The sequence below is a fragment of the Amycolatopsis sp. NPDC004169 genome, assembly GCF_040610315.1.
Taxonomy (GTDB): domain Bacteria; phylum Actinomycetota; class Actinomycetes; order Mycobacteriales; family Pseudonocardiaceae; genus Amycolatopsis.
In genome coordinates, this window is the sequence record NZ_JBEXMD010000001.1 from 340,415 (window position 1) to 361,398 (window position 20,984).

A 20,984-nucleotide genomic window follows, 5' to 3' on the forward strand; every position below is an offset into this window, starting at 1 on the left:
GGATATTCCTCAGGCGGCTTCGAGGTTCGCCGCGCAGCGCTCCAGGGTCCGGATCGTCGTGCGGTAGTCGTCGTCGCCGATCCCCTCGACGGCCTTCGCGCGAAACTCCTGTACGCGCGCCTCGACGCGGGCGTGACCGGCCCGGCCTTCCGTGGTCAAAGCGCCGTCGTCACCGACCCAGCCGCGGGCGCGCAGGTCGGCCACCTTCGGTGCCATCGAGCCCTCGCCGGCCACGAACGGCGCCATCGCCGCGTCGACCTCCTCCGGCATGCGGGCGCCGAGGGCGATCGTGTTGAGTACCTGCCAGTGCCGGCGGGTCAGCGACTCCGCGTCGAGGGCCTGGCCCATGGAGGATTCGAGAAGCTCGTGGAGGTGGCGCAGCCACCAGCCGAGGGGTTTCATGAGCACTCCGACATGTCGATAAACAATTACATGTAAAAGTACATGTAGTTCGGAGGTGGAGCAACCATGACGGACGCCGTGGCCGACGTCGAGCGGGCCATGATCGCGATCCGCCGCAGCCAGCAGCGGCGGGCACTGAGCCGGATCGGCAAGGCCAGGGGCCATGGCGCGCACGACCCGGTGTACGAGCTGCTCGACGTCATCGAAGAACTCGCCGAGCGCGGGGAGCCCAGCACGGTGACGGCCCTGAGCGCGGCGATGGGCGTCGACCAGCCCCGCGCGAGCCGGCTCGTGGCGCGCGCGGTGGAGCAGGGGCTGCTGCGGCGCGAAGCCGATCAGCGCGACGGGCGGCGGGCGGTGCTCGTGCCGACCGAAGCCGGCCAGGCGCACCTCGACGAGCTGCACACCTTCCGCCGCGGGGTGTTCGCCGAGGTCATGGCGGACTGGCCGGAGGAGGACCGCGACAACTTCGGCCGGCTCCTCACGGCCTTCGTCCGCGGGTACAGCGCTCTCGGCTAGTCGTGCGACAGGTCGACGAACCGGCTGTAGTGCAGCTGGTGGGCGACGGTGATCGTCGCCGTCGGCCCGGCGCGGTGCTTCGCGATGATCAGGTCCGCCTCGCCCGCGCGCGGGTCGTCCCGCTCCCAGGCGTCCGGGCGGTTGACCAGGATGACGAGGTCGGCGTCCTGCTCCAGCGAGCCGGACTCACGCAGGTCGGACAGCATCGGGCGCTTGTCCGTGCGCTGTTCCGGACCACGGTTCAGCTGGCTGATCGCGATCACCGGGACCTCGATCTCCTTGGCCAGCAGCTTCATCTGCCGGGAGAACTCGGAGACTTCCTGCTGCCGCGACTCGACGCGCTTGCCGGAGGTCATCAGCTGGAGGTAGTCGAGGACGACGAGCTTGAGGTCGTGCCGCTGCTTCAGCCGCCGGGCCTTCGCGCGGATCTCCATCATCGTCATGTTCGGCGAGTCGTCGACGAACAGCGGCGCCTCGGAGACCTCGCTCATCCGGCGGGCCAGCCGCGTCCAGTCGTCGTCGGACATCTTGCCGCCGCGCATGTCGGCGAGGCGGATCTTGGCCTCCGCCGACAGCATGCGCATGACGATCTCGGTCCGGCTCATTTCCAGCGAGAAGATGACGCTGGTCATGCCGTGCCGGATCGAGGCCGAGCGCGCGAAGTCCAGGCCGAGGGTCGACTTGCCGACACCGGGCCGGGCGGCGACGATGATCATCTGCCCGGGGTGCAGGCCGTTGGTCAGCTCGTCGAAGTCGGCGAAGCCGGTCGGGATGCCCTGTGACTGGCCGCCGCGCGAGGCGATCGCGTCGATCTCGTCCATCGTCGGCTGCAGCAGCTCTTCCAGCGCGACGTAGTCCTCGCTGGTCCGCCGCTCGGTGACGTCGTAGATCGCGGCCTGCGCGCGGTCGACGACCTCGTCGATGTTCGCGCCGTCGCCCGCCGCCGCGCCGTAGCCGTACTGCACGATCCGGGTGCCCGCCTCGACGAGCCGGCGCAGCACCGCCTTCTCCGAGACGATCTCCGCGTAATAGCCCGCGTTCGCCGCCGTCGGCACCGTGGCGATCAGCGTGTGCAGGTAGGGCGCGCCGCCGACGCGGCCCAGCTCCCCGCGCCGCTCCAGCTCCGCCGACACCGTGATCGGGTCGGCCGGCTCGCCGCGGCCGTAGAGGTCGAGGATGCAGTCGTAGATCGCCTGGTGCGCGGGCCGGTAGAAGTCGTCAGGGCCGAGCGCCTCGATGACGTCGGCGACGGCGTCCTTGGACAGCAGCATGCCGCCGAGCACGGACTGCTCGGCCGCGATGTCCTGCGGCGGCTGGCGGTCGAAGCCGCCGGGCCCGGGGTCGCTCGGGCCCGGGTCGGACTCCGCGTACATCGGGCCGCGGTCGTCGGTCAGCGCCACCGTTCCGGACACCTCCTCATCATGTCGAACACCCGTTCGATTATGCCGGATCTTCGCTCTCGAAGCACGTGGCCGGTGCTCGTGCGGCCGGCCACCCGGGCTCGTCCCCCGATGATCGGCGACAACGCCGGACGGCTGCCGCAGACACGCGGAGCGCCACCGTGAGTACAGGCCCGAGCGGGCACGCTAGATCCCCCGGAAGGCCGATGGCAATTCAGGGTGGGGACCCTTCTGTGGACAACCTGGGGATGAACGGGGGTAACCAATCACAGGTGCCGCGAGAGCTGTGGACAAGTTGGGGACAAGCGTGATCGGCTTTGGTGAATGCGCAGCTCAGAGCCTGTGTACAAGGTGTGGAGAACTTGCGGAAAACTCGTCCGGCGTGTCGCGGGAAGTCCGTTCTTCGGCGTGTCGTGGACCAGCTCGAACCCATTGGACCGCGCGGCCTGTGGATGAATATCACGCTGGGTAGACGCGCCACCCGGTGGGCTGAACGGCCCGCCGGTCAGGCCGCCGTGAGCCTTCCCTGTGCGCTGCGTAACCGGTCAGCGAGAACGCGCTGGTCGGCCGGGGTGAAGGCGATCCGGTTCTCGCCACGTCCCGGAATCTCCTCGGTCAGCCATCGGCCTTCCGAGGTATCGATGTAGTTCACCGGGCGTTCGATCCGGTGCCGCGCGCCGGTGCGGCTGCGGGCCGCGACGTAGAGGCTGCCGCTCCCCATCCGGCGCAACGCGAGGATCCGGCGGAGCTCCTCGACCTCCTGCGAACCCTCGGCCGGGCGGTCGCTGCGGAGCACGGCGAACCCACCCTCGTCGCTGCGGGCGGTCCCTTCGAGCTGGCTCTTCGGCACCGCGAGCGGGGTCCCGCGGCCGGGCGCCAGCTTCGGGATCTGGCCGAGGAAGTCGTCGAGCAGCTCGTGCGGCTTGGTCGACGCCAGCACGACGACGTCCAGCTCCTCGTGCTTGGCCAGCACGAACGCCTCGCCGCCGGCGCTGCCGGCCAGCAGCCGGTAGCTGACCGGCTTGCCCTGGAACCCGCCGTCGATCCAGCCGTAGTACTCCAGCTGCGGCCGGGCGATCGCCTCGATCGTCGCGACGAACCCGGGGTGCATGCCGCGCGAGCCGAACAGCCCGGCCTTCGCGAGCTCGGCGTTGGTCCGCTCGTCCTCGGCGCGCTGTGCCTCGTCGCTGTACCACGTGGGCGTCTCGGACAGCACCGTGTGCGGCTCGCCGCCCCGGCGCCGGATCAGGTTGATCAGGGTGCCGGTCGTGATCGTGACCTGCCTGTCCAGCACCGCGCTTTCCCCCAGTGGATCGTTGGTGAACCCGCAGGATCCGGGCGCGCCCATCTTGGCACGCACCCGGCGATCCCGCGTCCGCTACTCGCCGATGACCGGCGGCGCGGTCAGCTCGTCGGTTCCGAAGATGTCGTTCGGGTCGTCGCCGAGCAGGTACTTCGACGTGCGTTCCTCGTCGCCGCCGCCCTGACCCTTGGCGCCGCCGGGGTGCATGCCGCCCATGCCACCCATCCCGGAGGCACCGGCGCGGCCCGCCCCCGCGCCGCCGGCACCGACGCCGCCGGCACCCGCGCCGCCGCGGCCGGCGCCCGCCGCGTCACCGGCGCCCGGCATGGCCGCCCCGGTCGAGCCGCCGGGCCCGAAGCCGACGCCGCCCGGCCCGAAGCCCGCCGTCGGGTCGCCGATCCCGCCCGAGCCGCCCGGCCCGAAGCCGCCGCCCGGGATGGAGAAGTCGCCGGCGCCGCCGCCACCGCCGCCACTGGGGCCGAAGCCGCCGGCGCCGGGGATCTTCGGCGGGGTGAACCCCGACGAGTGGGTGCCGTCGGAGAAGTTCGGCGGCGTGTAGTTACCCGCCCCGGGGATCTTGCCCGGGTCGTAGCTCCCGCCCGGGACCTTCGACGGGTCGAAGTTCGGCGGCCTCGACGGGTCGAAGCCCGGCACCTTGCCCGGGTCGAAGCTGCCGCCGGGGGTGTTCGGCTGGCCGGGGAAGGACGGGACGCCACCCGGTCCCGGCATGTTCACCCCGGGCACCGAGCCGGTGCCGTTGGGGTTCCCGTTGCCGTTGTTGCCGTTGTTCCTGCCGTCGTCGCCCGGCTTCTTCTTGCCGTCCTCGCCGCCGTCGACGTTGACGTTCTCCGGCTGGCCCTGCAGCGCCGCGTACGTCGGCATCTTCTGGCCGTTGTCGTTGCTCGCCTTGTAGTAGGTGTTGAAGGCGTCGACGTTGGCCTGGCCCTTGGCGTTGTAGTCGCGGATCGCCCGGTCGGTGTCGGTCGTCCACGGCGTGACCGCGTTGAGCAGGTTGTTCTTCGGCGGGTCCTTCGGCACCTGCTGGACCTGCGCGTGCACCGTGGTGAAGGCGTTGTGCTGCTCGCCGAGGTACTTGTCGGAGTCGGTCAGCTTGGTGCCCGAGTCCTCCATCCACACCCGCAGCGGGTGGGCGCCTGCCTTCTGCGCCGCTTCGGCGCCGCCGCCGGTCCAGGCCGCGTCCATCTCCTTGGCGAGCGCGTCGATGGTGCCGAGGCGTTCCTGATAAGCGCCCTTCAGCCGGCTCGCCGCGGACTGCCCGTTCTCGATCGAGCCGGCGCCGGGACCGGTGGTGATCTTCTCCCAGATGTCGTAGCAGTCGATCTTGCGGTCGCCCTGCACCGACGTGTGGTCGTCCGAATGCGTGGTCGCCATGTTGTAGGCGGCGAAGCCGCCCAGGAGCACCAGTTCCAGCATCTCAGCCTCCCAGGGTGCGGATCATCGACTCACCGAACTTCATCGCCACGGAGCACGGGTCCCCCGCCCCGGTGCCGTTGTCGTACTGGACCAGGATGTTGACCACCAGCTGGTCGGTCACCGCGACGAACAGGCCGCACTTGCCGTTCTTGCGGTCGTCCGCCGCCGCGGCGTAGACGCCCGGGTAGCCGTAGGCCTGGGTCTCACCCCAGTAGGCGTCGTTGGCCTTGGTGTCGTAGACGTCCTGGAGGCCGTTCTTGTTCGCCGTCACCGTGGTCACGTCGATCTGGTTGCCCGGGTCGGCGGACTCCTGGAACGTGCAGCTCGGACCGTTGCCGGTGCTGCGGGGCGAGCCCTCGCCGAGGCCCAGCGAGGAACGCCCGGACGCGTTCAGCGTCGCGCAGGCGTCCGAGGTGATCGACGCGGTGTTCAGCGGGCTGGGCACCTTCGGCGCGGTGTCGGCGGTGGACCGGCTGGTCTCGCCGGCCGATTCGGCCGTGGACGGCGCCGGGTTGGCGGTGCCGCGGGTCTTGCCGCCGCAGCCGGCCATGGCGAGCACGGCACAGGCCAGCGCCGGGACGGCGAGGAGTCGTCGGTTCACGTGGCCTGGTTCCCCCGCTTCGAAAGGTCGGTGTAGACGTCCGACTCCTTGGTGGTGATCCGCTGCTTCGCGGCGGTCAGCGCCTCGATGTAGTTCTTGACGTATTCCTGCATCTTCCGGTTCTGCTCGAGGAACGCCTTGCCGGACGGGTTCGCGAGCTTCTCCCAGTCGCCGCTGGCGAACTCCTTGCCGGGCGCCTTCACGTTCGCCATCAGGTTGGCGTCGGCGTAGTCGCGCTTCAGGTCGGCCTGCAGGTCCTGCCACTTCTTGATGACGCCGTCGATCTTGTCGGCGTCGAAGGTGAAGCCGCCGCCACCGCCGGCCGGCGCGGACATGTTGACCTCGTTAGCCATGCGATCCCATCCCCTTCGCGTCCTCGCCCATTCTCCTCCGACGCCGCCACGGTGTCCGAGGTTCCCCGGAAAGCGTGAAGGCGGGCCACCCACCAGGGGTGACCCGCCTTCCCAAGACGTACTGCCTTACTGCGCGACGGCCTTGACCTCGAGCCGCACGTCGACCTTGACGTCCGGGTGCAGCCGGGCGCCGACCGAGTGCTTGCCCACGGTCTTGATGTGGTCGCGGAGCTCGATGACGCGCTTGTCGAGCAGCGGGCCACCGGCCGCCTTGATCGCCTCGACGATCTCGCCGGCGGTGATCGAGCCGAAGAGCTTCTTCGAGCCCTCGGCCGCCTTGCCGGTCAGCTGGATGGCGCCGAGGCCCTCCAGCGTCGCCTTGATCTCCTTGGCGTGGTCGAGGTCGCGGATGCGACGGCTCTCCTGCGCGCGCTGGATGGTGCGCACGTTCTTCTCCGCGCCCTTGGAGGCCACGATCGCGTAGCCCCGCGGGAGCAGGTAGTTGCGCGCGTAGCCGTCCTTGACCTCGACGATGTCGCCGGGGCCGCCCAGGTTGGCCACGTCCGTGGTGAGGATGATCTTCGCCATTTCAGTGCCCTCCCTTAGCGCGCGGTCGAGGTGTAGGGCAGCAGCGCCATCTCGCGGGAGTTCTTGACCGCGATGGCGATGTCACGCTGGTGCTGGCTGCAGTTGCCGGTGACGCGACGGGCACGGATCTTGCCGCGGTCGGAGATGTACTTCCGCAGCAGGTTGGTGTCCTTGTAGTCGATCAGTTCCGGGCGGCCCTTCTTCTCGGCCTTGCAGAACACGCAGACCTTCTTCTTGGGCTTGCGGATGGGTGGCTTGGCCACTGTCTACTCCTGGTAATTCAAATCTTTGTGTGGATGTGTACGAGATCAGAAGGGGGGCTCGTCCGAGAAGCCGCCGCCACCGCTGCTCGCGGCGGGCGCGGAGCCCCACGGGTCGTCGGCAGGCATGCCGCCGCCACCGCGGTTCCCACCGCCACCGCCGCCGCCGCCGAAGTCACCGCCGCCACCGCGGCTGACCTTGTTGACCTTGGCCGTGGCGTAGCGCAGCGAGGGACCGATCTCGTCGACCTCGAGCTCGACGACGGTCCGCTTCTCGCCTTCCTTGGTCTCGAACGACCGCTGCTTCAGGCGGCCCTGCACGACGACGCGGGCGCCGCGGGTCAGGGACTCGGCGACGTTCTCCGCCGCCTGCCGCCAGATGTTGCAGCGCAGGAACAGCGCCTCGCCGTCCTTCCACTCGCCGGACTGCCGGTCGAGGGTGCGCGGGGTGGACGCGACGGTGAAGTTCGCGACCGCCGCACCGGACGGGGTGAAGCGCAGTTCCGGGTCGGACGTCAGGTTGCCGACCACCGTGATGACGGTGTCTCCAGCCATCGGGGTTCCCCTCGGGCTCAGGCCTTGGCGGCTGCGGGCTTGGCCGCGGCGCGCTTGACCTCGCGACGCATGACCTTGGTGCGGAGCACGGTCTCCTGCAGCGACAGCTGGCGGTCCAGCTCCTTCACCGCGTCCGAGGACGAGTTCAGGTCGAGCAGGGCGTAGATGCCCTCGGCGTGCTTCTTGATCTCGTACGAAAGGCGGCGGCGGCCCCAGACGTCGACCTTCTCCACGGAACCGCCCGAAGTGCGGATCACGTTGAGGAAGTTGTCCAGCGTGGGGGCGACCGTGCGCTCGTCGAGCGTGGGGTCCAGGATGACCATTACCTCGTAATGGCGTGACACAACCACTCACCTCCTATGGGCTCGCGGCCACGGACTGTCCGTGGCAGGAGGGTTTGTCCAGGTAAGGCTACCTGGGGGTACCGACAGGGCCGGACGCCGGGGGTCAGGCGGCCCGGCGGAGCACCCAGGTGCGCACGAGCCCGGCGGTGACGCCGGCGAGCACGATCACCGCGATCAGCATGGGCAGCTGCACGTCGTTCGACGCGCCGTTCGAGGCCAGCGACTGCGCGTTGCCCGCGTCGCGGATGTCCGCGCCCTGGCCGCTCTGGTCGCCCGCGCCCGCCTGCGGGGCCGACGCGTCACCGGGCAGGGTGCCGTTCGCCGGGTACCGCACGCCGGGGGCGACGGCCGTGCCGGCGGTCGCCGTCGGGATGCCGCTGTAGTCGCGCATCGGCGCGCTGCCGCCCGTGCCGCCCGCGGTGCCCGGGTTCAGGTTCGAGAGGTTGCCGGACGCGCCGCCGGGGCTGGTGCCGGGCGCGGTGCCGGTGCCGCCTTGCGGGGTGCCGGCGTTCGGCGTGCTCGGCGCCACGTAGTTGCCGGCGAGCAGTGTGAGGCCGCAGCCCTTGGCGACCGTGGTTTCCACGCTGTCCAGCGTCTTCTTCCAGTCGAGGCCGAGGCCCCACGTGCCGGAGTTGGACAGGGCGGTGCGCACCGCCTTGCCGATCGCGGCGCCGGTCGCCTCGCCACCTGCGGAATTCGGCACCTGGCCCACCGGGATCGAGTGGATCTTGGCGATGGAATCGCCTGCCCAGCTGCCGACCGCGAGGGTGCCGGCGTTGTTTGCCCCGTTGGTGACCAGCGTCTTGACCGAGGTTCCGTCGATCGCGACCTGGTCGCCCATCTGCCCGGTGACCGAGCCGGTGCAACTGCTGCTGACGATGGTTGTCGCCGCGGAGGCCGTGCCCGTGGAAAGGAATGCGCCGCCGGCGATGAACGCGGCGATGGCGGTGACGGTCAGGGTCTTCCGCACGAGCAATCCTCCAGGGAAATCACGGGGGCGTCGTTCCACTCGACATCAGGATGAACGACCGGGATACGCGAAAGATACTCGGCAGTCGGGTCAATTGGCAGCGGCCATTCGGCGGAGTACCCAGGTCCGGACCAGACCCGCGCTGACTCCGGAGAGTGCCAGAACCGCAATCAGCAGCGGCAGATTCGACCCGTTCGTGAAGCCGTCCGATGCCGAGGGTAGCGCTTCCGCCTGTCCCGCGGTCTGGACGCCGGAGTTGCCCTCCGCCGCGCCATCCGGACCGGTGAGGCCGTACTGCGGGGCGTAACCCGGGATCTGGCTGCCGTACCGGATCGCCGGGGACGGCGTGAACAGCCCGGCCGTCGCGAACGGGATGCCGCTGTAGTCGCGCATCGGGGCGTAGCCCGTGCCGAGGGTGAACGGGAAGCCGCCGAACACCGGGGTGCTCGCGAAGCCGGGCAGAAGGGGGCTGTTGGCGTCCGGGATCGGCGTGCTGCCCTGCGGGGTGCCGCCCTGCTGCGGCGCGCCACCGGTCCCGCCCGGTGCCGGCGGCTGCTGCGGGTTGCCGCCCGTGCCGCCGGGCTGCTGCGGGGCGGGCTGGCCGCCGCCGGTGAGGGAGCGGAGACCCTGCTGGGTGCCGCCGGTCACGCCCTGCACGCCCTGGTTGATCGCGCTCGCCGCGGGCGCCCCGATCACCGGCACCGGCGAGACGACGGTGTTCACCACGTTCACGGTGACGTTGCAGAGCGTGCCGAGGACCGCGTTGATCGTCCCGGTCAGCACCTTCGTGGTTTCGGTGACGACGCCGAGGTTCAGCGGGAGGCCGAGCAGGGGCGTGGTGGCCTTGACCGTGTCGCCGGGCTTCGCGGTCACCGTGTCGCCGCACTTGGCCGTGATCGTGTCCGCCGAGGCGGTGCCGGGCAGGCCGAGCACGGCGGAACCCGCGAGGACGAATGCCGCCGCACCGACCGCCGTTGCCCTCCGTGTCCGATCCTGCATGCTCGCCGCCCCTGGTGTCGTCGCCTACTTCCCAGTACAACGACGCTAAGGCAGCCCGGTGACGCCCGCTCGCTCAGAAATGTCCGGCATTCGGGTGGAAGGGCACGTCACCGTGCGTCAGGCGGGGCTGCGGCGGATCCAGGCCCGGACGAGCGCGGCCGCGACGATCGCCAGCGCCAGCACCGCGAGCAGCACCGGCAGCTTGGCCGGCGGGGTCACGGCGGGCAGGGCCTCGGCGGTGCCGGACCTCTCGGCGTCGACGGTCGGCGGGACCTGCTGACCCGGGATGATCTGCGCGATCACCGGCGCCTGCACCAGGGTGCCCGGGAGCAGCGCGGCGTTGGTGAAGATGCCCGAAATCGCGTCGCCAGGCAGGCCCGCGTTCCCCGGACCGGTGACGATCGGGCCGGTGCTGCTGCCCGGCGGGTTCGGCCCCGGGTTCGGCGGTGTCGGGCCGGGCGGGGCGGGCTGCGGCGGGTTCGGGCCCGGCGACGGCGGCAGGGGCAGCGGCGGCAGGTCGCCTGCCACGCCCTGGGTCAGGTTGCCGACGGCGTTGACCGTGCCCTGCGCGGCCGGGCAGACGCCCTTCGCCGCCGCGTCGCCGACCAGCGGCACCTGGCCGATGCCGAGCGCCTTCACCGTGTCGCCGAGCGGCAGCGTGAGCAGGGGTGCCGTGCCGTTCGTGTTCCGCGAGCTCGAGTCGAGGCCGACGGTGAGCCGGTTCGGGGCGTTCAGCGGAGCACCCGCGTCGAGCGTCAGCCCGGACGAGCTCCCCTGCTGCAGGGTGGCCTCGCAGCTGCCGCCGAGCGTCGGGCTGGTGTCGGCGTTCGCCAGGCCCGGCACCGCGAGCACCGCCGAGGCGGCGATCGTGAACCCCAGTGCGGTGATCCGGGTGACGTGCTTCCCCATCTTGCCCTCCGGCAGTCGGACCGATCTGGATCACGGAACGCGCTCACGGTACTCCACGAGCGTCACCAACCGGGCTCACCGGCCGGAAATGGGATCCGGAGTACCGTTCTCGCCATGCTGATTGGCGCCCATGTCCGTGACGACGACCCGTTGACCGCGGTCGCCGACCGCAAAGCCGACGTCGTCCAGTTCTTCCTCTCCGACCCCCAGGGCTGGAAAGCCCCGAAGCCGCACCCGCACGGCGAGGCCATCGCGGCCGACCCGGTCGAGGTGTTCATCCACTCGCCGTACCTGATCAACGTGGCTTCGCTGAACAACAAGATCCGGATCCCGTCCCGCAAGAACGTCACGCAGCACGCGGACGGCGCCGCGGCGATCGGCGCGAAGGGCCTGATCGTGCACGGCGGGCATGTCGGCGCGAACGACGACGTCGAAGCGGGCCTGGACAACTGGCGCAAGCTGTTCGAGCGCGAGCAGGAGAAGGGCGGCTTCAAGGTCCCGATCCTGATCGAGAACACCGCGGGCGGCGAAAACGCGATCACCCGCGACCTCGACGTCATCGCCCGGCTGTGGGACAAGGTCGGCGAGTTCGGCGCCGGGTTCTGCCTGGACACCTGCCACGCCTTCGCCGCGGGCTGGGACCTGGCCACCGCCGTCGAGAAGGTCATGGCCATCACCGGCCGGATCGACCTGGTGCACCTCAACAACTCCCGCGACGAGTTCGGCTCGACCCGGGACCGGCACGCGAACGTCGTCAAGGGCGAGGGCACGATCGACCCCGAGGTGCTGGTCGCCGTCGCCCGCGCGGCCGGTGCCCCGGTCGTCGTCGAGACGCCGCCCGACGGCCAGGCCGCCGACATCGCCTACCTGCGCGAACAGCTGGGCTGAACGGCAGGGTTCAAACGCTCACGGCCCGCCGGCGGCGCCGGGTGGCGTTCGGGATGATCACGTCCCGGGCGCCGTCGAGGAAGCCGCCGGCCGGGTCGTCGTCGCCGTCGGCCCGCACCAGGTCGGTGGCCGGGCGGTAGATCTCGCGGACCACCAGCACGCACAGCCCGGCGACGGCGAGGTCGCGGACCACCACCGTGCCCAGGAACCAGCCCTCGGGCAGGCCCTTGTGGTCGACGCCGAGGTAGTAGAACATCCGCGGCACCCAGACGACGGCGTCGATCAGCATCCAGCCGAGCAGCAGCCGCCAGCGCGGGATGGCCAGCACGGCCAGCGGGACGAGCCACAGCGAGTATTGCGGGCTCCACACCTTGTTCGTCAGCAGGAACGCGGCCACCACGAGGAACGCGAGCTGGCCGACCCGCGGCCGGCGCGGCGCGGCGAGCGCGAGGTAGGCGATCCCGGCGCAGCAGGTCAGGAACAGCACGGCGACGGTGATGTTCAGGTAGGTCGGCGTCTGGTTCTTCTGCAGCACGCCGTCGAACCCGGGCCAGCCGGTGGTGTACGAGAAGACGTTGTACAGCGAGTCCGGGTCCATCGGCCGCAGGGTGCTCATCCGGAAGAACTCCCACCAGCCGCGGGTCGCGGTGAGGATGAACGGCACGTTCACCGCCAGCCACGTCACGACGGTGGCGCCCGCGGTCTTCCAGAACGGCGTCAGCTTGCCCGCGCGCAGGCACAGGAAGAACAGCACGCCGACCAGGAAGAGCGGGTAGAGCTTCGCCGTCGCGCCCAGCCCGAGCAGCAGCCCGGCGAGCAGCGGCCGCTTGCGGGCCCAGGCGAGCAGGCCGGTGGCGGTGAACGCGGTCGCGAGCGCGTCGAAGTTGGTGAAGGCGTGCACCAGCACCAGCGGCGAGATCGCCACCAGGACCATGTCCCACGGCCGGCGTTTCACGGTCCGCCCGGTCGCCCACACGGTGACCAGCCACGCGATCGCCAGGAAGAACGCCGTGATGTCGAAGTAGATCGCCACCGGCAGCCCGCCCGGCAGCCAGCCGGACTGGGCGATGTCGTACCAACCGGCCGCGAGCTTCGCGTTCACCCACTGGAAGAGGCCGGTGAGCACCGGGTACTCCATGTACCGGGTGTTGTTCTCGGCGGTCTGCGAGCTCTCCTTCCACGACGTGTAGTACGGGAAGGTGCCCGGCCGGTCGAGCCGCTCGGAGCCGTACAGCGGCACGATGTCGGAGTAGCACATCGCGACGAACGGGCGGCCCGCGCGCCAGTCGAGCTGGGTCGCGCCGCTGGAGTCCTGGTACTGCTGGATGCAGGAGCCCTTGCCGAACCAGCAGAGCATCAGCGCCAGCGTGGCCAGCAGCAGCCCGACGCGCTGTGGCGACCAGAACCAGTGCCTGCCGACCGCCGCGTGCTCACCGAGTGGGCCGCCCAGCGGTCTGGTGACGGCCGCGGCGAGTGGCTCGTTCCAGCTTGGGACGACCCGGTCCGCCCGGGTCAGCGTCACGGGAGCGGGGTCCGCCTCCCGCGTGGTCTCCTCTGGCACGAGGCGGATGGTATCGGTGATCGGGGTGCGCGGCGGTGAAGCCGGTGATCATGCCGGATTCGCGTAGTACGAGGCCAGCACCTCCGCGGCCGCGCCGCGGGTGACGATCTCCTCGCCGGAGCCGTCTTCGACGACCTCGATCCGCTGCCAGTGCGGCAGCGGCAGCAGCTCCTCGAGCCGGGCCGAGACGGCTTCGCGGTGGACGTCCGGCTCGTCCCGGACCGCCCGCCCGGCCAGCACGATTCGCTCCAGGTCGAGCACCTGCACCAGGTCGGCCAGCCCGATGCCGAGGAAGCCCGCGGCCGCCCGGGTGTCCGGCGCGCGCTTGGCCATGATCTCGACGCAGCCGCGCCGCCCGCAGGCGCACTGCGGCCCGTCGAAGGCGATCGTGGTGTGCCCGAACTCACCCGCGTTGGTCCGCGGGCCGCGGTAGAGCCGGCCGTCGATCAGCAGGCCGACGCCGATGCCGGTGCCGACGAGCACCACCGCGGTGGCCGTCGGCTCGCCGTGCGGCCAGAGCCGGGCGAACGCGGCGGCGTTGGTGTTCTTGTCGAGCGTCACCGGTAGCCCGGTGCGCTGTTCCAGCAGGTCGCGCAGGGGCACGTCGTGCCAGCCGGGCATGTTCGTCGCGTCGCGGACCAGGCCGGCGCGGTGGTCCAGCGGGCCGACCGCGCCGAGGCCGAGGCCCAGCACGTCGAAGCCGTCGGCGAGTTCGTGCGCGGTGGCCCCGATGGCGTCGACGGCCTGCTCGGGCGTGAAGCCGGGCGGCAACGGGCCACCCGCTGTCTCCTCGACCTCGCCGACGAGGTTGACGCGCAGCACGTGGTACTCGTCGCGGTCCAGGCGCGCGCCGAGCGCGTGCTTGGCGCCCGCGCGGATGCGCAGGGCCGTGCGGGGCTTGCCGACACCGGTGGAGGGCTGGCGTTCCTCGTCCAGCAGGCCGGTGTCCAGCAGCTCGGGGACGATTTTGGAGACGGCCTGCTGGGTGAGGCCGGTGCGTTCGGCGAGCTCGACGCGGCTGAGGCCGCCGGCCCGCAGGATGTGGGAGAGCAGCAGGGCGCGGTTGTGCGCGCGCACGTCGCGCAGGTTCACGCCGGTCTCCGCCATGCCAGGATCTTCGCACGTCCGGTCAGTTAGGCAACGCTGTTGTTTTATTGGCGGCCGACGCGGTTTAATAACGGCATGGCGGACGACTTGCGCGTGGGCATCCTCGGGTACGGCATCGGGGGACGCGTCTTCCACGCGCCGCTGGTGGCGGCGACGCCCGGGCTCACCCCGGCGGTGATCACGACGTCGAGCAACGCCGCGCAGGCCCGCGCCGACCACCCGGGCGCCGAGGTGGTGCCGAACGCGGACGCGTTGTTCGAGCGCGCGGGCGACCTCGACCTCGTCGTGGTCAGCACGCCCAACCGCACGCACGTGCCGCTCGCGCTGCGGGCGATCGAAGCCGGCCTGCCGGTGGTCGTCGACAAGCCGTTCGCGCCGACCGCCGCCGAGGCGCAGCAGGTCGTCGACGCGGCGAAGGCGGCGGGCGTCGGCCTGACGGTCTTCCAGAACCGGCGGCTCGACTCCGACTTCCTCACCGTGCGGAAAGTCCTCGACTCGGGACGGCTCGGCGAGGTGTTCCGCTTCGAGTCCCGCTACGACCGCTGGGTGCCGAAGCCCAAGGACAACTGGCGCGAGTTCGGCGACCCGGCCGAGGCAGGCGGCCTGCTCTACGACCTCGGCGCGCACATCGTCGACCAGGCGCTGCAGCTGTTCGGCCCGGTCACCCGCGTCTACGCGGAGGTCGACCGCCGCCGGGCAGGCGTCCAGGTCGACGACGACGTCTTCGTCGCGCTGCACCACGCGAACGGCGTCCGCTCGCACCTGTGGGCGACCGCGCTCGCGGCCACCCTGAACCCGCGGTTCCGCGTCCTCGGCGACCGGGCGACGTTCACCAAGTACGGCCTGGACGTGCAGGAACCGCAGATCAAGGCGGGCCTGCGCCCCGGCGACGCCGGCTGGGGCGCCGAGCCCGCGGGAGACGCCGGGAAGCTCGGCGTCGGCCCGGAGATCGAGACCGTGCCCACCGAGGTCGGCCGCTACGAGCAGTTCTACGCCGAGGTGCGCGACGCCCTGCGCGGCGAAGGCGAGTTCCCGGTCGACCCGGCGTCATCGGTCGCGGCCCTGCGCGTCATCGAGGCGGCCCACCGCTCCGGCGTCGAAGGCACCGTGGTCGACCTCTGACCCCCTGACCGGCCGTGACCTCGGTGACCCCCAGCTCCGAGGTCACGGCCTCCTCCCCCGGACGGCCCGCCGCCCTCACGGGCCGTTGTTCGGCGGCCCGGTGTTCGACTGGCCGGTGTCGTTCCCGTTGCCACGGCCGGGACCCCGGCCGTCGCGCCGCACCCGGTTCTGCTGCTGTTGCTGCTGGTCCGGGTTGCCGCCGCGGCCGATGGTGAAGCGCTGCTCCTGCTGGTCCCGGTTCTGCTGTTGCTGCTGCTGGAACTGCTGCTGTTGCTGCTGGAACTGGAGCTGCTGCTGCAGCTGGTCGTCCTGCGGCGAGGTGATCGCCTGGACGCGGTCGAACCGCTCGGCCGGCTTCCCGGCCAGGTAGAGCTGCATGAACCGCTGCCACACCGGGCCGGCCACCACCGACGGCGTCAGCGGCTGGCCGGTCGGGCCGCGCAGGTCCTTGTCGCCGTCGCCGCCCACCCAGACCGCGGCGGACACCGATGGCGTGTAGCCCACCATCCACGTCTGCGAGTTCGTGTTCGCCGCGGACGCCGGTTCGTCCGCGCCGGGTGTGTGCTGCTGGGTGCCGGTCTTGCCGGCGCACTCGTGGCCGGCCGGGCAGGTCAGCCGCGAGAACGGGATCACCGGCGCCAGCGCGGCGGTCACGTTCCCGGCGATCTGCCTGCTCTTGCCCCGGTCGTTGTCCGCGAAGGCGTCCGTCGCGCGCGTGTCGGCCTCGTAGGCGGTTTCGCCCGCGGAGTTCGTCACCTTTTGCACGAAGTGGCGGCTGTGCTGGACGCCGCCGGCGGCGAAGGTCGCGTACGCCGCGGCCATGTCGGCCGGGGTGACCGCGGTCTGGCCGCCGCCGATGGAGATGTTGTTGTCCCCGGTGAACAGCTCGCTGCGGCCGCCGGTTTCCTTCGTGCGGATGCCCGCCTCCTGCGCGGCTTCGGCCACCCCGCCGGGCTTGGTCACGTTGAGCACCATGTCGTAGAAGACGGTGTTGGTGGACCGCTGCATCGCCTCGGCCACCGTGCACGTCTCCGAGCAGCTGCTGCTGGCGCCGGCGTTGCGCACCGGCAGCGGCACGTCGGGGAACGTCCGCGGCGAGCGGCCGTCGAAGACCGCGTTGAGCCCGCGGCCGCCCTTGAGGAACGCCGTGAGGTCGAACGGTTTCATCGACGACCCGGGGTTGTGGGCTTCGTCCGCCCAGTCGCGCCCGGCCAGGTCCTCGCCGTTGGGGCCCTTCACGATCGGCGCGCCGCCGTAGTAGGCGAGCACGCCGCCGGACTTCGGGTCGACGGCGACCAGCGCGTCGAGGATCCGGTCGTCGGTCTGCCCGGCCATCCCGTCGGCCACGGCCTTCTCGGCGGCTTCCTGCGCCCGCGAGTCGATCGTGGTGAACACCTGGAACCCACCCGAGTAGTACTTCTCCTCGGGGATCCCCGCCGCGGCCAGCTCGGCCTTCACCTGCTTCCTGACGAACGGGTTGATCTTGGTGGCCTGCCGCGACTCCACGAGCGGGACCGGCGCCGGGAACTTCGCCGCCTTCCGGTCGGCGGCGGTGAGGTACCCGTTGCGCTGCATGCGGTCCAGCGCGGTGCCCCACCGGTCGCGGGCGACCGTCGCGTTCTCCGACCGGCCCGGTTGCTGGATCAGCCCGGCGAGCAGCGCGGCTTCGGAGTAGTTCAGCTGGGCCGCGTCCTTGCCGAAGTACGCCTGCGCCGCCGCCTGGATGCCGTACGCGCCGCGGCCGAAGTAGATGATGTTGAGGTAGGCGGTGATGATGTCCGCCTTGTCGTAGGTCTGGTTCATCTTGAACGACTTCGCGAGCTCGACCCACTTGCGCGTCAGCGTCGGCGCGTCGTCGCCGGAGGAAACCTTGACGTACTGCTGCGAGATCGTCGACCCGCCACCCGAGCCGCCGGTGACCTGGTTGTAGGCGGCCCGCGCGATGCCGGAGACGTCGAAGCCGGAGTTGGTCTCGAAGGACGCGTCTTCGGTGGCGATCACGGCCTTCTTGACCACGTCCGGGATCTGGCCGGGGGTCAGGATCTGCCGGTTCCCGCCGGTGGGCACGTCCTTGCCCATCTCGGTGCCGTCGGCGTAGAGGTAGGTGACCGCCTGGCCCTGCGACTGCGCGACCGTGGCCGGCGACGGCACGTCGACGGAGAAGTAGGTGATCACGAAGGCGACCGCGGGCACCACGAAGAACAGGCCGGACAGCACGTACAGCACCCGGCGGACGGTCCGCCAGCGGCGGCGGCGCGGATCCGCCGCCGGGGGCACGGCGACGCCGTCGGCGGGTTCGTCCGGTCCGGCCGCGGGCGGGAGGGGCCGTCGTGGCTGGTAACGACCACGCGGCACCGGCCTCCGGCCGGACCTCGAGCGATTTCGGTCGGTGTACACGGGCCGTCCTCCGGTACGCCGGTGGGCTGCGGGCGCAGGCCCCTCGACACTCCACACGGACCACGGGCGGCGGTGGTTCACCGGGCTTCCTGAACGACGAAGGCCCCGCACTGTTTCCAGTGCGGGGCCTTCGGTCAGCCTTCGCCGGCGCCGGGTGGCCGGGCCAGCCCGTCACCGGGCAGTGGCGGCGTGGAGCCACCCGGGCCCGGCCGCGTCGGCCGGCCCGTCCTCGTCGTCTCCGACTCGGTCTCGGTCGGCGTCGAGGTCGGCGTTTCGGACGGTGTCGAGGTCGGCGTCTCCGTCGGCGTCGCCGTTTCCGGCGGCTTCGACTGCGTCGTGGTGACGTCGTTGACGTCCTTGCCGATCGGGTCGACCTTCTGGAACTTCTCCGGCGGGGTCCCGTCCAGGTAGTTCTTCATGAACTGTTCCCAGATGGGCCCGGAGATCGTGCTACCGAAGATCGGCTTGTTCTTGTTGTCGTGCAGCGGGATGTTGCCGTCGCCGCCGACCCAGGCCGCGGCCGAGACCGACGGCGTGTAGCCCACCATCCAGGTCTGGGCGTTGCGGTCCTTGTACGCCGCGGGATCGCCGTCACGCGGGTCGTACTGCTGCGTACCGGTCTTGCCGGCGCACTGGTGACCGGGCGGGCACTCCAGCTTGGAGTGGGCGATGACCGGGCCGAGCGCCATGGTCACGTTGCCGGCGATCTGCGCGGTCTTCTGCGCGTCGCTGTCGAACGCGGGCTTGGCCTGGTACTTGCTCTCGTCGAACTCGACCTCGTCCTGTGCGTTGGTCAGCTTGGCGACGAAGTGGGCCTGGCGCTGCATGCCGTCACCGGCGAAGGTGGCGTACCCCGCGGCCATGGCCTCCGGCGTCGCCACGGTGGCGCCACCGCCGAGCGCGATGTTGATGTCCTGGCTCATCTGCGGTGACGTCGGAACGCCCGCTTCGTTGGCGGCCTGGGCCACCTTTGCCGGCTTCGTGATGTTGTAGACCATGTCGTAGAAGACGGTGTTCGCCGAGATCTCCATCGCCGTGGCGACGGTGCACTGCGCGCTGCAGCTGGAACTCTCGCCCGCGTTGCGGATCGTCTTCGGCGGGTTGCCGAACTTCCGGTTGTTCTGCCCGTCGAAGGTGTCGCCGAGGCCCTTGCCCATCTTCAGGTACGCAGTGAGGTCGAACGCCTTGAACGACGAACCCGGGTTCCGCGCCTGGTTGGCCCGGTCCTGGCCGGTCTGGTCTTCGCCCTTGTCGTTCTTCACGATGTCGGGACCGCCGTAGTAGGCGAGGATGCCGCCGGTCTTCGGGCTCACCGCGACCAGTGCGCTGAGGAGCCGGTCGTCGGTCTGGCCCTTCATCTTGTCCGCGACCGCGTCCTCGGCCGCCTTCTGGGCCTTGGGGTCGATCGTGGTGTAGACCTTGGCGCCGGTCGCGTGCAGCCTGGCGCTGTCGTAGCCCTGGTCCGCCAGCTCGTCGTCGATCCGCTGCTGGATGTGGAACGACATCGACTGGCCGGTGTCCTTGGCCGCCTTCGGGATCGGCGTCGGGAACTGGGCGCCCGCGCGCTCGTCGGCCCGCAGCCACTTGTTGGCCACCATCTGGTCCATCACGTACGACCAGCGCTGCTGGGCGTACTTCTGGTTCTCCGACTTGCTGGGGCCCTGGATGAGACCCGCGAGCAGCGCCGCCTCGGAGGGGCTGAGGTCCTTGGCGTCCTTGTTGAAGTAGTTCTTCGCGGCCGACTGGATCCCGTTGGACCCGCGTCCGAAGTAGACGATGTTCAGGTAGCCCGTGATGATCTCTTCCTTGGACTCCTGGTTGTTCATCTTGAACGACTTGGCCAGCTCGGTCCACTTGCGGGTGAGCGTCGGGGCGTCGTTTTCGGTGGCCTTCTTGATGTACTGCTGGGAGATGGTCGAACCACCGCCCTGGCCACCGGTGGCCTGGTTGAAGACCGCGCGGAGGATGCCGGTGACGTCGAAGCCGGAGTTCGTCTCGAAGGTCGCGTCCTCGGCCGAGTACACCGCGTGCTTGACGACGTCCGGGATCTCGCCGGGCTTGAGCAGCTGGCGGTCGCCGCCCTTGGGCAGCGACTTGCCCATGACCGTCTTGCCGTCGGCGTAGTAGTAGGTGACCGGCTGGCTCTGCAGCGCCGCGACGCTCTCCGGCGTCGGCACGTCGACCAGGAAGTACGTGATCACGAACGCGATCGCCGGGACGATGAAGAAGACACCGACGCACGCGTACGCGACCCGCCGGATGATCTTCCAGCGGCGTTTCTTCCGCTGCGCCGGCGTGAGGACCTTGCGGCCCTTTTCGTCGAGCTCCTCCTGGGGCCCGACGTCGTCGGCGAAGTCGTCGAACCGGTCGTCGTCGTACGGGTCGTAGGAGTCCTCGGTCCCGTTGTGCGCGTGGTGGGTGATGAGATCCGGCTCACGTGCCGGCTCCGGCTCCGGGCGGCGGCCACCGGGCGGCGGCTGCCGGAAGCCCTGCGGCGGCGAGCCGGGCGGGCCACCGGGACGGCGGCCGCCGGACGGCGGCGGCTGGCGACGGCCGGCCGCACCGCCGGGCGCCTGCGGACGTCGTGGCTGGTCACCGGGCCACTGCTGGCCACCTTCATCGCCGGACGGCCAGGCCGGGCCGCCCTGCCGGGGATTGCCGCGGGGCGGCGTGGCGCGCCGGGGCGACTCACCGGGCCACGCGGGTCCCGCTTCTTCACCCGGCCATTGGGCGCGACGGGGTGCGTCTGGCTCCTGGTTGGGCCAGGAGCGGTTGTCGTCGGTCACGGACGGTCCTCCCGGATCAGTACCCGCAGGGGCGCTGACCTGCGTGTTGCGATGGTCGTACGGTGGCTCACCGGCCCGTGGTCCTTCGCGGACCCGCCGGTTCCCCTGTGCCCAGGACGTATGACCGCACCAAGTGGTTCCAGTGGCACGCCCGGCACACTTCGACGTCGTACACGGTGAATTCGCCGAACGAACCGGCCATCCTGGCCAGTTCCTCGGGGGTCCTGGCCGAGCCCGCGACGTGCTTGAGCTCGTCGCCGTAGACCCAGGACACCAGGGTCAGCGGTTCCTGGCGGCAGATCGGGCACGGCAGTTCGCCGTCCCGGCCGTGGAACTTCGCCGCCCGCAGCAGGTACGGGCTGGCGTCACAGGCCTCGTGGCTGCCGACGCGCCCGGAGCGGACTTCGGCCAGCAGCGCACGGCGCTGCAGCGCGTAATCCACGACCTGCCGCTGATTAATCACGAGGACAGAGTACGGGCTCTTCC

General features: G+C 70.8%; 21 protein-coding genes. 3 read left to right on the forward strand and 18 right to left on the reverse strand.

Annotated features, from left to right (window positions below; all coding sequences use genetic code 11):
* Positions 1 to 9: 9 nt before the first annotated feature.
* Complete coding sequence (locus ABZX11_RS01620; RefSeq protein WP_354908876.1) at positions 10 to 402, reverse strand: MarR family transcriptional regulator; 393 nt, start codon at positions 400 to 402, stop codon at positions 10 to 12.
* A 66-nt stretch (positions 403 to 468) separates the two neighbouring features.
* Between ABZX11_RS01620 and ABZX11_RS01625 the strand changes: the two genes are divergently transcribed.
* Positions 469 to 921, forward strand: a complete 453-nt coding sequence (locus ABZX11_RS01625; RefSeq protein WP_354908879.1) for a MarR family winged helix-turn-helix transcriptional regulator — start codon at positions 469 to 471, stop codon at positions 919 to 921.
* Here the strand turns inward: ABZX11_RS01625 and dnaB are convergent.
* The 12 genes from dnaB to ABZX11_RS01685 form a co-directional block, all read right to left on the reverse strand.
* Positions 918 to 2,321, reverse strand: coding sequence for a replicative DNA helicase (dnaB, locus tag ABZX11_RS01630; protein WP_176178040.1), 1,404 nt, complete (start codon positions 2,319 to 2,321; stop codon positions 918 to 920). The genes ABZX11_RS01625 and dnaB overlap by 4 nt on opposite strands.
* Before the next feature lie 505 nt (positions 2,322 to 2,826).
* Positions 2,827 to 3,615, reverse strand: coding sequence for an ESX secretion-associated protein EspG (locus ABZX11_RS01635; protein ID WP_354909195.1), 789 nt, complete (start codon positions 3,613 to 3,615; stop codon positions 2,827 to 2,829).
* A gap of 84 nt (positions 3,616 to 3,699) precedes the next feature.
* Positions 3,700 to 5,058 carry a hypothetical protein gene (locus ABZX11_RS01640; protein ID WP_354908881.1) on the reverse strand — a complete coding sequence of 453 codons (1,359 nt, stop codon included), beginning with the start codon at positions 5,056 to 5,058 and terminating at the stop codon, positions 3,700 to 3,702.
* A 1-nt stretch (position 5,059) separates the two neighbouring features.
* Complete coding sequence (locus ABZX11_RS01645; RefSeq protein WP_354908884.1) at positions 5,060 to 5,659, reverse strand: DUF3558 domain-containing protein; 600 nt, start codon at positions 5,657 to 5,659, stop codon at positions 5,060 to 5,062.
* On the reverse strand, positions 5,656 to 6,012 hold the full coding sequence (locus tag ABZX11_RS01650) for a hypothetical protein (protein WP_176173895.1): 357 nt from the start codon (positions 6,010 to 6,012) through the stop codon (positions 5,656 to 5,658). Before ABZX11_RS01650 ends, ABZX11_RS01645 begins: the two co-directional genes overlap by 4 nt.
* 126 nt (positions 6,013 to 6,138) lie before the next feature.
* Positions 6,139 to 6,600, reverse strand: a complete 462-nt coding sequence (gene rplI / locus ABZX11_RS01655) for a 50S ribosomal protein L9 (protein WP_176173896.1) — start codon at positions 6,598 to 6,600, stop codon at positions 6,139 to 6,141.
* 14 nt (positions 6,601 to 6,614) lie between these two features.
* Positions 6,615 to 6,863 (reverse strand): 30S ribosomal protein S18, encoded by a 249-nt coding sequence (gene rpsR, locus ABZX11_RS01660; protein ID WP_003098744.1) that lies wholly within the window; start codon positions 6,861 to 6,863, stop codon positions 6,615 to 6,617.
* A 45-nt stretch (positions 6,864 to 6,908) separates the two neighbouring features.
* Positions 6,909 to 7,415: a single-stranded DNA-binding protein gene (locus ABZX11_RS01665; protein WP_354908888.1), complete on the reverse strand. Its 507-nt coding sequence runs from the start codon at positions 7,413 to 7,415 to the stop codon at positions 6,909 to 6,911.
* Between the two features lie 17 nt (positions 7,416 to 7,432).
* The gene (gene rpsF, locus ABZX11_RS01670; RefSeq protein ID WP_176173898.1) at positions 7,433 to 7,759 is read right to left on the reverse strand and encodes a 30S ribosomal protein S6; all 327 of its coding nucleotides are present in this window, start codon (positions 7,757 to 7,759) and stop codon (positions 7,433 to 7,435) included.
* A gap of 103 nt (positions 7,760 to 7,862) precedes the next feature.
* Positions 7,863 to 8,735, reverse strand: coding sequence for a hypothetical protein (locus ABZX11_RS01675; RefSeq protein ID WP_354908891.1), 873 nt, complete (start codon positions 8,733 to 8,735; stop codon positions 7,863 to 7,865).
* A gap of 84 nt (positions 8,736 to 8,819) precedes the next feature.
* Positions 8,820 to 9,728, reverse strand: coding sequence for a hypothetical protein (locus tag ABZX11_RS01680; protein ID WP_354908894.1), 909 nt, complete (start codon positions 9,726 to 9,728; stop codon positions 8,820 to 8,822).
* Between the two features lie 117 nt (positions 9,729 to 9,845).
* Positions 9,846 to 10,637 (reverse strand): hypothetical protein, encoded by a 792-nt coding sequence (locus ABZX11_RS01685; RefSeq protein ID WP_354908895.1) that lies wholly within the window; start codon positions 10,635 to 10,637, stop codon positions 9,846 to 9,848.
* Between the two features lie 114 nt (positions 10,638 to 10,751).
* Here ABZX11_RS01685 and ABZX11_RS01690 point away from each other — a divergent pair, with 114 nt between their 5' ends.
* Positions 10,752 to 11,525, forward strand: a complete 774-nt coding sequence (locus ABZX11_RS01690; RefSeq protein ID WP_176173902.1) for a deoxyribonuclease IV — start codon at positions 10,752 to 10,754, stop codon at positions 11,523 to 11,525.
* 10 nt (positions 11,526 to 11,535) lie between these two features.
* Here the strand turns inward: ABZX11_RS01690 and ABZX11_RS01695 are convergent, their stop codons facing one another.
* Positions 11,536 to 13,086 carry a glycosyltransferase 87 family protein gene (locus ABZX11_RS01695; RefSeq protein ID WP_354908898.1) on the reverse strand — a complete coding sequence of 517 codons (1,551 nt, stop codon included), beginning with the start codon at positions 13,084 to 13,086 and terminating at the stop codon, positions 11,536 to 11,538.
* 48 nt (positions 13,087 to 13,134) lie between these two features.
* Positions 13,135 to 14,193, reverse strand: a complete 1,059-nt coding sequence (locus tag ABZX11_RS01700; RefSeq protein ID WP_354908900.1) for an ROK family transcriptional regulator — start codon at positions 14,191 to 14,193, stop codon at positions 13,135 to 13,137.
* 75 nt (positions 14,194 to 14,268) lie between these two features.
* Between ABZX11_RS01700 and ABZX11_RS01705 the strand changes: the two genes are divergently transcribed.
* Positions 14,269 to 15,315, forward strand: coding sequence for a Gfo/Idh/MocA family oxidoreductase (locus ABZX11_RS01705; protein WP_176173905.1), 1,047 nt, complete (start codon positions 14,269 to 14,271; stop codon positions 15,313 to 15,315).
* Between the two features lie 75 nt (positions 15,316 to 15,390).
* Here ABZX11_RS01705 and ABZX11_RS01710 read toward each other — a convergent pair whose 3' ends face one another.
* From ABZX11_RS01710 to ABZX11_RS01720, 3 genes are all read right to left on the reverse strand, one after another.
* Positions 15,391 to 17,712: a transglycosylase domain-containing protein gene (locus tag ABZX11_RS01710; RefSeq protein ID WP_354908902.1), complete on the reverse strand. Its 2,322-nt coding sequence runs from the start codon at positions 17,710 to 17,712 to the stop codon at positions 15,391 to 15,393.
* Between the two features lie 134 nt (positions 17,713 to 17,846).
* A complete protein-coding gene (locus tag ABZX11_RS01715) occupies positions 17,847 to 20,498 on the reverse strand; it encodes a transglycosylase domain-containing protein (protein ID WP_354908904.1) in 2,652 nt (883 codons plus the stop codon).
* 67 nt (positions 20,499 to 20,565) lie between these two features.
* Positions 20,566 to 20,961 carry a DUF5318 domain-containing protein gene (locus tag ABZX11_RS01720; protein ID WP_176173908.1) on the reverse strand — a complete coding sequence of 132 codons (396 nt, stop codon included), beginning with the start codon at positions 20,959 to 20,961 and terminating at the stop codon, positions 20,566 to 20,568.
* Positions 20,962 to 20,984 lie beyond the last annotated feature (23 nt).

Excerpts from the sequence above, each read along its gene's own strand:
- rplI (WP_176173896.1), bottom strand. The coding sequence starts at position 6,600 with ATGGCGAAGATCATCCTCACCACGGACGTGGCCAACCTGGGCGGCCCC.
- ABZX11_RS01685 (WP_354908895.1), bottom strand. The coding sequence starts at position 10,637 with ATGGGGAAGCACGTCACCCGGATCACCGCACTGGGGTTCACGATCGCC.
- ABZX11_RS01650 (WP_176173895.1), bottom strand. The coding sequence starts at position 6,012 with ATGGCTAACGAGGTCAACATGTCCGCGCCGGCCGGCGGTGGCGGCGGC.
- ABZX11_RS01680 (WP_354908894.1), bottom strand. The coding sequence starts at position 9,728 with ATGCAGGATCGGACACGGAGGGCAACGGCGGTCGGTGCGGCGGCATTC.
- ABZX11_RS01690 (WP_176173902.1), top strand. The coding sequence starts at position 10,752 with ATGCTGATTGGCGCCCATGTCCGTGACGACGACCCGTTGACCGCGGTC.
- ABZX11_RS01700 (WP_354908900.1), bottom strand. The coding sequence starts at position 14,193 with ATGGCGGAGACCGGCGTGAACCTGCGCGACGTGCGCGCGCACAACCGC.
- ABZX11_RS01705 (WP_176173905.1), top strand. The coding sequence starts at position 14,269 with ATGGCGGACGACTTGCGCGTGGGCATCCTCGGGTACGGCATCGGGGGA.
- ABZX11_RS01640 (WP_354908881.1), bottom strand. The coding sequence starts at position 5,058 with ATGCTGGAACTGGTGCTCCTGGGCGGCTTCGCCGCCTACAACATGGCG.
- ABZX11_RS01620 (WP_354908876.1), bottom strand. The coding sequence starts at position 402 with ATGAAACCCCTCGGCTGGTGGCTGCGCCACCTCCACGAGCTTCTCGAA.
- ABZX11_RS01665 (WP_354908888.1), bottom strand. The coding sequence starts at position 7,415 with ATGGCTGGAGACACCGTCATCACGGTGGTCGGCAACCTGACGTCCGAC.
- ABZX11_RS01625 (WP_354908879.1), top strand. The coding sequence starts at position 469 with ATGACGGACGCCGTGGCCGACGTCGAGCGGGCCATGATCGCGATCCGC.